Raw genomic sequence first — 12,117 nt, forward strand, 5'->3', positions numbered from 1 at the left:
ACACACCGACTCTTATTTTCTTATCTTATCCGGCTGGACCAAACTGTAGGTCTGCTAACCGTTTATAAAGACCGTCTTGTTGCATTAAATCTTCATGACTGCCTTCCGCAACGATACGGCCTTCATCCATCACAACAATTCTATCAGCTTTCTTGACGGTTGCCAGTCTATGAGCAATGACAATCGTTGTGCGACCTTTCATTAATTCATCTAACGCCAGTTGAACTTTACGTTCTGATTCTGCGTCAAGTGCACTTGTTGCTTCATCCAAGAGCAGTAAGGGAGCATCTCTGAGGATCGCACGTGCAATGGCAAGCCTTTGACGCTGGCCGCCAGAAAGGCGTGTGCCCCGCTCACCGAGATAGGTATCAAATCCTTCGGGTTGGCGTTCAATGAATTCCAGAGCAGATGCACTCTCCGCCGCAGCGACAATTTCGTCTTGCGTCGCTTCAAGGCGACCATAGCGTAAGTTTTCTGAGACTGTATCCGCAAAAATGATTGTTTCCTGAGGGACAAAGGCAAGGTGCTCTCGGAACTCAGAGGGATCACAGTCCTGGATATTGATGCCATCATAAGACACTTTGCCTTGCTGAGGATCGTAAAACCGAAGAAGAAGTTGAAGCACAGTTGACTTTCCTGCGCCGCTTGGCCCCACCAAGGCAACAGTTTCACCTTCCTTCACATTTAAGGTGAATTCATGCAACGCTGGATAGTCGAGCTTACTAGGATAGGCAAAAGTTACATCTTCAAAACTCACTTGGCCTGAGAGCTGCTCAGGAAGTGCGACAGGTGCCTCTGGCGCTTTTATGGTAGGAACTACAGCTAAAAGCTCTGCTAGGCGCCCAGCAGCACCTGCAGCGCGTTGCAGATCACTATAGACTTCCGACAGAGCACCGTATGCGCCAGCAACAAAAACAGATCGAATGATGAACTCCAAAAGTTCACCCCCAGTCATGGTTCCTTGCATCACGTCTTGAGCGCCGCTGTATAGAACTGCAGCGATAGAGGAAAAGATTATGAAAATTGCACCTGCTGTAAGAGCAGATCGTACAGTTATCCTACGCTGAGCCATGATGAAGGCTTCTTCAGTCGCCCCTGAGAAGCGACGGCTTTCCTCATTTTCACGTGTGAAGGCTTGAACAACATTTAGGGCAGCAAGGGATTCATTGGCTCTGGCCCCCACATCAGCAACGCGGTCTTGACTTTTACGAGAGAGATTGCGCACTCGGCGTCCGACTAATACGAGAATGAAAATAGTGACAGGTATACCTATCATCACATAGGTCATAAGGCCTGGGTTTTGAATGAATAGCCATATTGTACCCACCAGGGCGATCAGGACGTTTCTTAACCAAACAGAAAAACTACTGCCAACAATCGTTTGAACGACAGTGGTGTCCGCTGTTAGTCTTGAGACAATTTCCCCTGGGCGGTTGGTTTCAAAGAATTCAGGGCTCATGGTAATCAAACGTTCATAAACAGCTTTTCTGATATCGGCGACAACGCGCTCTCCAAGCCAGGAGACATAGTAAAAGCGCATCGCTGTAGAAAAGGCCATAACACCGACAATCGCAAGAAAGATGACGAAATAATCATTCACTTTCTGGGCATCGCTATTCGAAAACCCATTATCGACCATGCCTTGAAGGGCTGTAGGAATAACGAGAACAGTGGTCGCTGCAATGGTGAGAAAGAAGAGCGCAAGTGCCATGCGAATTTTATAGTTTCTAAGGAAGCTCCAAAGAATTTTCATCTTTGATAGTTTTTTATCTTTTGGGGCTTCATCGCTGGAACTATGTCCAGGTGTCGTGTGTGGATCGCTCATAAAACAGATTCTTTTTTGGATTCTTTATACGGAAATTTAGTCTCTTCATATAGGGGCACAAAGCGGGATTGCCAACCACCAACTTGAAGATTTTTACCTTATTTCATGAAAAAAGCTGAATATTTACACTTTTTTTTACAAAAGACAGATTCATGACTTGCAATCCCCCTCAGTATCGGTTAAATCCCCCTCAAATTTGGAGATATGAAATGAAAAACGATATTCATCCAGACTACCACACAATCAATGTTGTGATGTCAGACGGTTCTACATTCCAGACACGCTCTACTTGGGGCGCTGAAGGAGACACTATGACTCTTGAGATTGATCCAAAAGTACACCCAGCTTGGACTGGTGGTAACCGTATCGCTGTTGAAGGCGGTCAGGTTGCACGCTTTAAGAAGCGTTTTGGTTCTTTCTCACTTAAAAAGTAATCACGCTTTTGCATTGACTGTGTCATACAGTTTGACAAAACACTGAGCTCAAGAGCTCAGTGTTTTTTTTGTTTTGAGATCCTTGTGCGTTTTTTTCTATCTTTAGTATTTGTTAACCCATTCCCTATACAACTTTAAATGAAAAAATTTAGTTATGGGGATAATCTAAATGTTTAGAGTATATATGACGCTGGTTCTGTGCCTGGTGGGGTTCAGCTTTTCTAGCCAAGGACATTCTGCAGAGGGGCAGTCTTCTCAAAAGGGAAAGCTGTCTGAAAGTAAGCCACATATTAACTGGGTGGAATATGATTATCCTATTGCATACAGCTATCGAGGGCAGGATAAAGGGCATGGACTCGGGGATAAAATTAGCGCGCTCTTAAAGACTGAACTCTCAGGCTATACCCACTCAAAGGTTCAAGGGTCTATCCCTCGTCTTTTCAGGATTTTTAATGCAGAGACCTCCTGCAGTATTCTTTTAAAATCTGAAGAGCGCCTCTCTCATATTTATTTTACAAAGCCTGTACATATTTTCATGCCACGATATGTCTTTATGCATGCAGATACTTTTCAGAGATTAAATCTTGATACCAAACATGATAAAAAAGTCAGCCTTGCTAACCTACTCAAAGGAAATCCCTCTCTTTCTTTTGGCGTTGTAAAAGGGTTGGCCTACGCCCCGGCTGTGTCCAAAGTAATTGAAGACCATAGAGATCAGGCGCTAGAATTATCAACCATGAAGGTTACGGACACCCTCATTAACATGCTGAATAACAAGCGCGTGGATCTTGCAATTGATTATCCGGAAAATATCCAACATTATTTTAAAGTGCAAAAAAAGCCCTCAAACCTCATTGGTATACCTATTGACGAGACACCGTCTTATGTGGGAGTTCATATTGGCTGTTCAAAAACGTCTGACGGTAAAGTGATCATAGCGGCAGCGGAAAAAATTTTGACACACTATGTTACAACGGAAGACTATAAAGCCTATTCAAGATATTGGATTGCGAGTGGCTTTATCGACCATTTTAACGACTTATATGGACAATTCCTTGCTGTGAATTATCCTCAATTCTAATTTTTTTATCCCTCTCAGTGAAGCTGATCTAACGTCTCAGTAAATTTTTTTTGTTTTTGCTTTTCTGAAAAAACATTGTAAGAGAAGTTTAACTTTAATAAGGGATCGGGACAGGTTGCCTGGTTCTGTAAAGGCCTCTCGGGCATTGTGTTTATTCACATGACCCAAAAAGGTATGACAAGGAAAATACTATGACAACGGACGTCCAGATTTTAGAATCTGCGGTGGTTCGGTTTGCAGGTGATTCTGGTGACGGAATGCAGCTGACCGGCAGCCAATTTACGAACTCTACTGCGCTTTCGGGCTCAGACTTAGCGACATTTCCAGATTTCCCTGCGGAAATCCGCGCCCCTGTTGGGACGACGTTTGGGGTGTCTGCGTTTCAAATTAATTTTGGTGCTAAATCGATTAAGACGATAGGTGATGAGCCTGATGTTTTGGTTGCGATGAACCCTGCGGCGTTGAAGGTCTCTTTGGATAATCTTCGGCGGGGTGGTTTGTTGGTTGTTGATGCGGGCAGTTTCACCAAGAGGAATCTTCAAAAAGCGGGTTATGAGACGAATCCCCTTGAGGATGGTTGTCTTGAAGATTATCAGCTGATCACGTTGGATGCGTCTAAGCAGACGGTTGAATCAGTGAAAGAGTTTGGCCTTGGGAACAAGGATGCGCTGCGTTCAAAGAATATGTATATGCTGGGGTTGATGCTTTGGATGTTTGACCGCAGCAGAGCGCCGGTTACGGATTGGCTTGAGAAGAAGTTCGCTAAAAAGCCTGAGATTGCGGCAGCGAATATTGCGGCATTGAATGCGGGGCATGCTTATGGAGAAACGGCTGAGTTATCCACCAGTATAAAGCGGTATCACATTGGTGCAGTGAAGCAAGAGCCGGGTCTTTATAAGACGGTGACGGGTTCTGAGGCTTTGTCTTGGGGCTTGGCAGCGGGCGGAGAATTGTCTGGATTGGATATTGTTCTTGGGTCTTACCCGATTACGCCGGCCTCTCCCGTTTTACATACGCTTTCGTCGTTGAAAGACCTTGGCATTCTGACGTTCCAGGCGGAGGATGAGATTGCGGCAGTCTGTGCGGCCTTGGGGGCTGCTTTTGGCGGGGCTCTGGGGGTGACATCTTCGTCAGGCCCTGGGATTGCTCTTAAGGGGGAAGCGCTTGGGTTAGCGATTTCTACGGAATTGCCTTTGGTTGTTGTGAATGTCCAGCGCGGAGGTCCATCAACGGGGTTACCGACCAAGACGGAACAGTCTGACTTGTACCAAGCCATATACGGCCGGAACGGGGATGCGCCTTTGCCGGTGCTCGCGACCCGCTCTCCTGCGGATTGCTTTGAGACAGCCATTGAGGCATGTCGGATTGCGCTCAAATATATGACGCCGGTTATTTTACTGTCGGATGGCTTTATTGCGAATGCTGCGGAGCCTTGGAAGTTACCGGATATGGAAGCGCTTGAGCCATTTGAGGTGGCGTTTGCGTCGGCCCCAGAGGACGGGGAGTTTAACCCTTATCAGCGGGATGATCTTTCGCTAGCACGGAACTGGGCGAAGCCGGGGACGCCAGGATGTATGCACAGAATTGGCGGGATTGAGAAAAGCTATGATACGGGTCATATCTCTTACGACCCTGCGAACCACCAGAAGATGACGGATGTCAGAGCGGCGAAAGTTGCGGGTATTGCGCGGGAAATTCCGCCTTTAGAGCCTTCGACGGGCAGCGCGGGTGCTCGGATAGGTGTTGTGGGATGGGGATCGACCTTTGGTCCGATTGAGGAAGCGGTGAAGATTGCTCGGTCAGAAGGAGTGGATGTGAGCCATGTACACTTCCGTCATCTGAATCCGATGCCGTCGAATACGGATGCTTTATTGAAATCCTTTGATCATGTTCTGATCCCTGAAATGAATACGGGTCAACTGAAAACAGTGATCCGCGATCGTTTCTTTATTGATGCCCAGCCGTTGAATAAGGTATCGGGCCAACCATTTAAAATTACTGAAGTGCTGAACGCTATTCGCGATCTCGCCTCAGAGAAGGCATAGGGGAGGGGAGACGATGACAGATCAATCACCACTAACCATTAAAGATTTTACCAGTGATCAAGAAGTCAGATGGTGTCCGGGTTGCGGAGACTATGCGATTTTAAAATGTATGCAGAGAACCTTGCCTGAGATGGGCGCGACGCTCGAGAATACAGTCTTTGTCTCTGGCATTGGCTGTTCGAGCCGGTTCCCTTACTATATGAACACCTATGGGTTCCATACCATTCATGGTCGAGCCCCCGCGGTAGCGACCGGGCTTAAGTTGGCAAATCCAGATCTTGATGTTTGGTTGATCACAGGCGACGGGGATGGTCTTTCCATTGGGGGGAACCATACACTGCATGCGCTGCGGCGGAATGTGGACCTGAATATTCTGTTGTTTAACAACAAGATTTATGGCCTGACCAAAGGACAATATAGTCCCACCTCAGAAGTTGGGATTAAGACCCCGTCTACTCCTATGGGGTCTGTGGATCCCAGCCTTAATCCGATTAACTTTGCGCTTGGCTGCGGGGCTAAGTTTGTCGCACGGACAGTGGATACAGCCCAAAAACATATGCCTGGTGTCTTCAAAGCCGCACACCAATATAAAGGCGCTGCTTTTGTTGAGATCTTGCAAAATTGTATCGTCTATAATGATGATGCATGGTCCGATATTACGGATAAGAAAACCGCCCAAGACAAACAGTTGCTTCTGGAGCATGGGGAAAAGATGATCTTCGGGAAAGAAGGGAACAAAGGCATTGTCTTTGATATGGATAGCTTCAGCCTGAAAGTGGTCACCATCGGCGAAAATAATATCACACAAGAGGATGTTTTAACCCACGATGAAAGCCATATAGGGATCGCACGCTTGCTGGCAGAACTCGGAGCGGGAGACGGAGAGCCTGTGGCTATGGGCGTCTTGTATCAAGAAAGCGTCGACCTTTCTTATGAGCGTGCTGTCCACGCCCAAATCGACCACGCAAGGCAGAAAAAGAAAAGATCTATTAAAGACATCGTCCTCGGCGGACAAACCTGGCATGTCAAATAAACAAATAGATATATAGAAGAAAGTAAAGAGGCGATTTTCGCCTCTTTTTTTGTTATGTGTCGGATGAAACTATGAATAAGTGTTTGATATCAATTTATTTTATAGTTTTCTCTTATTTAAGCAGTATACCCGATCTCGGTAGAAAATTTTATAGGTTCGTTAAGTAATCCCCAGTATCACAAAGAAGGTAAGGTGATGTAGTAAATAGTATTGAGGGGCGTTATGAGTTTTAAAATATACAGACAGAGAATAAAATTTTCAAATTTAAGGCTGCGCGGCAAAATTCTGATCGCTGTTAACATACCTCTGAGTCTGTTCCTTGTACTCTGTATTGTCATAGTGACCAATGCAGAAGCGATGACTCATTGGATGAGAGATGTGGCGCTATTGATCGGAATGTTTATTTTCATCCTAGGCGGCTTAGGCGCCTATTTTGTAAGCAGGTCCATTGCCGTTCCTCTTCAGTATATTTGTGAAACCATTGATAGATTGGCACAAGGGAAAAAGCTTGTGGACTGCCTTGGTCAAAAACGGGGCGATGAAATAGGAGAGATCTGTCAAGCCTTGCAGGTCTTAAATGATGTGACTCTTAAAAAACAGGCGCTATATGATGAAGAGCTAGAGGAATTACAAGCTCTTCACCGTATTTGCCGTTAACGCATCAGCACAAATTCTTCGGCGCTTGATGGATGGATTGCAACGGTTGCATCAAACTGAGCCTTCGTTAGGCCTGCTTTTACAGCAATGCCGATGCCCTGCATAATCTCTGCAGCATCTAGTCCAATCATATGGGCACCGACAACAACATCTGTTTCCTCAGCGACGATGAGCTTGGTCAATGCTCGCTCTTCAGAGCCACCAAGAGTGTGTTTCATCGGTTTGAAACCGCTTTTGAAAACTTTAATTTTCCCATTATATTTTTCAAAGGCTTGTGCTTCAGTAAGACCGACAGTTCCGATAGGGGGTTGGCTGAAAATAGCGGACGGAATAGCATCATGCTCTGGGCTTGACGGCATATTGCCGAAGACTGTATTTGCAAAGGCATGGCCTTCTTTAATGGCTACAGGGGTGAGTTGAACCCTATTGGTCACATCCCCAACTGCATAGATGCTGTCCACAGAAGTTTTTCCGTATTCATCAACGATCACAGCTTGTGCTTTATCCAGCGCAACACCGGCATCCTGAAGACCAAGGCCATCGGTCTTAGGCGCTCGGCCTGTAGCATACATGACAGCGTCCGCTTCGAGGGTAGTGCCATCAGTCAGATGGAGAATTACTCCTTTTTCAGTTTTGTCTATCTTTGTCACATTCAGACTGGTTCTAAGGTCGATCCCTCGAGCCTTCATTTCTGTTGCAAGACTGTGTTGAAGATCAGTATCGAACCCTCTCAGTATTTGTTCGCCACGATATAACTGTGTGACTTGGCTACCCATACCATTGAAGATTCCAGCAAATTCCACAGCAATATAGCCCCCGCCAACAATAACGATATGGTCGGGTTGTTTCTCAAAATGCAAGGCTTCGTTACTGGATACAGCATGTTCAATGCCAGGAAGGTCAGGCATCATTGGCCAGCCACCAACGGCAATGAGAATATATTTTGCTGAATACTCTTGATCCCCTACACGCACAGAATTTGGCCCAGTAACAAGAGCTCTGCCTTCGATCATTTCTACGCCAGCATTGGATAGGGTATTGATATATAAACCATTTAAACGGTCGATTTCTGCATCTTTACGTTCAATTAGTGTTTCCCATGAAAAACTTGTCTCTCCTACAGTCCAACCATAGCCTTCAGCTAGTTTAAAGTCTTTCGAAAAACCACTGGCATAGACGAGCAATTTTTTAGGTACACAGCCGCGAATGACACAGGTGCCCCCAATGCGATATTCTTCAGCCACTGCGACTTTCGCTCCGTAGCTTGATGCGATACGGCTGGCCCGAACACCCCCTGAGCCTGCACCAATTACAAACAGATCATAATCATAAGACATATATATTCCTGACTCTCAGATAATTCTTGCTCGATGCAATCCTGAGATTATTAGAGAAAAGATTTCTTCTCTATTTAAAGTATTTCAGCTAGATTTGAAGAGGAAAGAGATCAATTTCTTGTGAAATAGGGTGGATGGAAAAAGTTCAGGCAGTTGTAATTGGGGCTGGGGTCGTTGGCATTGCTTGCGCTCGGGCTATGCAATTGGCCGGGATTGAAACCCTTCTTGTTGAAAAAGAGGCACAGTTTGGCAGCGGTGTGAGTAGCCGAAACAGTGGTGTGATTCACGGCGGTATTTATTATCCTTCCGGCAGTCGGAAGGCGGCACTCTGTGTGCAAGGCAAAGAATTGCTGTATAAATATGCTCAAGAAAGAGGAATTGATCATAAACAGTGTGGCAAGCTTGTCGTTGCAAATTCAGATTATGACCTTCAAAAATTGAGAGATATCAACAAGCAAGCGATCCGAAATGGCGTGAGAGATCTGAAATATTTAACCGAAGAAAAAGTGAATGAAATTGAACCGCTTGTTCAGTCGATTGCTGGTTTATGGTCCCCGTCGACAGGGATCATTGATGTCCATGATCTGATGGTGACGATGTTGGGAGACTTTGAAAATTCTGGTGGGACGTATGCTCCTAATACTGAGATTTTATCTGCTATGGCTATGGCCAAAGGGATCGCTGTCGAAACATCAGACTTTGTTGTGCTTGCAAAAACGGTTGTTAATGCTGCTGGCTTAAGCGCGCAAAAAGTGGCCAAAACCATCAGAGGCTTGGATCAAAAGTTTATCCCTAAACAATATTTAGCCAAAGGAAACTACTTTTGGTTAGAAGGGGAGGCGCCTTTCAAATGTTTGGTTTATCCCTTGCCAACTAAAGCTGGTCTGGGAGCACACTCTCTTATAGATTTTAATGGAAGAACTCGTTTTGGCCCTGATGTGGAGTGGATAGAAGAAGAAGACTATACAGTCACCTCCGAGAGAAAAGAACATTTTATTTCTTTAATTAAACAATATTATCCTTCTTTGGATGAAGAAAAGCTTCACCCCGATTTTGCTGGGATACGTCCCAAAATTGTAGGGCCTGATTTGGGCGGCGCAGATTTTTTGATTCAGAATTCTCAAGAGCACCAGGTGACAGGCTTGATTAATTTATTCGGGATTGAAAGCCCCGGCTTAACAGCGTCACAGGCGATTGGTGCCACTGTGACAGAGATGATAAAGGGTCTATCATGAAATTTATCACGGCTATACTTGTTGCCATCTGCTTAAGTTTAGGATCTTTTGCTTGCGACATTGTTCCTTTGCCAGAGGCTCGTAGTAATCATGCCGTCGCGTGGATTAATCCTATGAACTCAACTAAAGCGGATCAAACAATGATTCTTGTTGCGGGAGGATTGAAAAATGGTCGCACCTGGCAGCATGTGAGCAAGGATGTCTATCTTTTTAAAAAAGGCGCTAAACAGTGGGAGGAAATGCCACCGTTGCCGATTAAGGAACAAGGTGTTTTAGCCGCAACAGCAGTGGGTATTGGGGCACATTTTTATATTTTTGGAGGCTATACAGTAGCTGAAGACGGGAGCGAGAAGTCTACGTCTTATGGTGTGAAGTTTGACCCTGCTAAAAAGACCTATACCCGCTTACCGCCTATGCCAACACCTGTGGATGATACAGTGAGTTTTGTCTATAGAGAACGCTTTATTTACCTTGTTAGCGGATGGCATGATACGGGTAATGTATCTCTGGTCCAGGTTTATGATACGATTGAAAAAATATGGAGGAGGGCGACAGACTATCCAGGTTCCCCTGTTTTTGGTCATGCAGGAGGAATTATTGGCAATCAGTTTATCATTGCTGATGGCGTCGCAGTTGTTGGAAAAACCAAAGAAGGACGGCGAAAATTTGATACAGTGAACGAGCAATGGTTAGGGACCATAGATCCTGAAAATCCTTTGAATGTGACATGGAAAAGGTTGCCCCAATTGCCAGGGAAAGGCAATTATCGCATGGCTGCGGCAGGCATTTCAGATGCCAGTTTTATGCTTTTCACTGGGGGATCGTCAAACGCATATAATTATAGTGGGATTGGCTATAATGGTGAGCCCAGTCAACCATCGCCGCATACATGGGGGTGGGATTTCAAGGCAGGAAAATGGCGAGTACTCAAGAATTGGTCTAAAGCCACTATGGATCATCGCGGTCTGGTTAAAATTAATGAGACGTGGTTTACGGTTGGTGGCATGGGCAGGGATCAGAAACTTTTGAAAATGTCCTATCCCCATCAATGGTAATAGGCTTTGGAATGTTTTCTTTCCTAAAAAAGCCCAAAGATTTTTTGAGAATGCTATTTTTTCCTGTTCAAATCAGAGAAATTTGCTACATAAGAGGCAACCTCAAAAGTCGTTAGGCTTATGTATGATGTCAAAGCAATAAAAGTAGAAGGTAACCATGGCTGGCCATAGTAAATTTAAAAACATTATGCACCGTAAGGGCGCACAAGATAAGAAGCGCTCTAATCTATTTTCAAAACTCTCAAGAGAAATCACCATCGCCGCAAAGATGGGAGGGGCTGACATGGACTCAAACCCTCGGCTACGCCTTGCTGTCGCTACTGCGCGGGGGCAATCTATGCCTAAAGACAATATCACACGGGCCATTGCTAAGTCAGAAGCCGGTGATACAGAGTCTTATGAAGAAATGCGGTATGAAGGCTACGGCCCAAATGGAATCGGTGTGATCGTAGAAGCTCTGACCGATAATAGAAATCGTACAGCCTCTGATGTACGGTCAATTTTCACTAAATCTGGCGGCAATCTGGGAGAGACTGGCTCTGTTGGTTTCATGTTCGATCGTGTCGGTGAGATTGTCTATAAAGCTGAAGTTGCAGACGAGGATACCATGTTTGAAGCTATTCTCGAAGCGGGCGCAGATGAAGTCGAGAGTGATGATGAAAGTCACACGATTTACACAGATCCATCAGATTTACATGCAGTGATTTCTGCTTTAACAGCGCAGTTTCAAGATCCCGAAGCGGCCAAGTTAATTTTCAAGCCAAAAGAGCCAATGGATGTTGATAAAGAGGGTGCTGAAAAACTCATGAATTTGATTGATAAACTTGAAGAACATGATGATGTTCAAAATGTTTATGGAAACTTTAGTGTTTCAGAGGATGTCCTCGCGCAACTCGCATAATTATCCTTGGGAGGGAGCATGCGTCTACTTGGAATTGATCCAGGATTGCAGAAAACAGGATGGGGTGTCGTGGAGAGCCATGGCACCCGTCTGATTCACGTAGGCAATGGAATTGTAAAGTCAACGACTAAGCTCTCTCTTGCTGAAAGATTGGTGGAACTACGAGACGGTCTTGAAACTGTTTTGAAAGAGTATAATCCAGACAGTTGTGCCGTCGAAGAGACATTCGTCAATAAGAATCCCACTTCTACTCTAAAGTTAGGTCAAGCGAGAGGAATTGCCTTGCTTGTGCCAGCAAGTCATGGTCTGATGGTGTCAGAATATACACCAAACCATGTGAAAAAGTCTGTTGTTGGCGTTGGGCACGCTGCAAAAGACCAGGTAGATGCCATGGTTCAGGTTTTGTTGCCAGGGGTTAAAATAAATGGGTCAGATGCAGCTGATGCTCTTGCAGTCGCAATCTGTCACGCACATAATGTCCATGCAAATCGGGCATTGGGAATTAGGTAAAAAT

General features: G+C 45.3%; 11 protein-coding genes. 9 read left to right on the plus strand and 2 right to left on the minus strand.

The features are described from left to right. Positions 1–25: 25 nt before the first annotated feature. Positions 26–1,825, minus strand: coding sequence for an ABC transporter transmembrane domain-containing protein (locus tag QGN29_RS09920; protein ID WP_310797697.1), 1,800 nt, complete (start codon positions 1,823–1,825; stop codon positions 26–28). 209 nt (positions 1,826–2,034) lie between these two features. Between QGN29_RS09920 and rpmE the strand changes: the two genes are divergently transcribed. From rpmE to QGN29_RS09945, 5 genes are all read left to right on the plus strand, one after another. Further along, the gene (rpmE, locus tag QGN29_RS09925) at positions 2,035–2,259 is read left to right on the plus strand and encodes a 50S ribosomal protein L31 (RefSeq protein ID WP_310797698.1); all 225 of its coding nucleotides are present in this window, start codon (positions 2,035–2,037) and stop codon (positions 2,257–2,259) included. Between the two features lie 169 nt (positions 2,260–2,428). Next, a complete protein-coding gene (locus QGN29_RS09930) occupies positions 2,429–3,340 on the plus strand; it encodes a hypothetical protein (protein WP_310797699.1) in 912 nt (303 codons plus the stop codon). Between the two features lie 191 nt (positions 3,341–3,531). Further along, complete coding sequence (locus QGN29_RS09935) at positions 3,532–5,385, plus strand: 2-oxoacid:acceptor oxidoreductase subunit alpha (protein ID WP_310797700.1); 1,854 nt, start codon at positions 3,532–3,534, stop codon at positions 5,383–5,385. Positions 5,386–5,398: 13 nt separating this feature from the next. Further along, positions 5,399–6,418, plus strand: coding sequence for a 2-oxoacid:ferredoxin oxidoreductase subunit beta (locus tag QGN29_RS09940; protein WP_310797701.1), 1,020 nt, complete (start codon positions 5,399–5,401; stop codon positions 6,416–6,418). A 222-nt stretch (positions 6,419–6,640) separates the two neighbouring features. Next, positions 6,641–7,075, plus strand: a complete 435-nt coding sequence (locus QGN29_RS09945) for a hypothetical protein (RefSeq protein WP_310797702.1) — start codon at positions 6,641–6,643, stop codon at positions 7,073–7,075. On the opposite strand, the gene gor is transcribed toward QGN29_RS09945, so the two are convergent. Beyond that, positions 7,072–8,412 carry a glutathione-disulfide reductase gene (gor, locus tag QGN29_RS09950; RefSeq protein ID WP_310797703.1) on the minus strand — a complete coding sequence of 447 codons (1,341 nt, stop codon included), beginning with the start codon at positions 8,410–8,412 and terminating at the stop codon, positions 7,072–7,074. The genes QGN29_RS09945 and gor overlap by 4 nt on opposite strands. A gap of 134 nt (positions 8,413–8,546) precedes the next feature. On the opposite strand from gor, the gene QGN29_RS09955 reads away from it, so the two are divergent. The 4 genes from QGN29_RS09955 to ruvC all read left to right on the plus strand — a co-directional run bounded on the left by QGN29_RS09955 (position 8,547) and on the right by ruvC (position 12,113). Next, entirely contained in the window at positions 8,547–9,647 is a 1,101-nt protein-coding gene (locus QGN29_RS09955) for an NAD(P)/FAD-dependent oxidoreductase (protein ID WP_310797704.1), read from the plus strand. Then, the gene (locus QGN29_RS09960) at positions 9,644–10,702 is read left to right on the plus strand and encodes a Kelch repeat-containing protein (protein ID WP_310797705.1); all 1,059 of its coding nucleotides are present in this window, start codon (positions 9,644–9,646) and stop codon (positions 10,700–10,702) included. Before QGN29_RS09955 ends, QGN29_RS09960 begins: the two co-directional genes overlap by 4 nt. A 157-nt stretch (positions 10,703–10,859) precedes the next feature. Continuing rightward, positions 10,860–11,603, plus strand: a complete 744-nt coding sequence (locus tag QGN29_RS09965; RefSeq protein WP_310797706.1) for a YebC/PmpR family DNA-binding transcriptional regulator — start codon at positions 10,860–10,862, stop codon at positions 11,601–11,603. 18 nt (positions 11,604–11,621) lie between these two features. Next, on the plus strand, positions 11,622–12,113 hold the full coding sequence (gene ruvC / locus QGN29_RS09970; RefSeq protein ID WP_310797707.1) for a crossover junction endodeoxyribonuclease RuvC: 492 nt from the start codon (positions 11,622–11,624) through the stop codon (positions 12,111–12,113). Positions 12,114–12,117 lie beyond the last annotated feature (4 nt).

It is taken from the genome of Temperatibacter marinus, assembly GCF_031598375.1.
In the GTDB taxonomy this organism is placed as follows: Bacteria; Pseudomonadota; Alphaproteobacteria; order Sphingomonadales; family Kordiimonadaceae; genus Temperatibacter; species Temperatibacter marinus.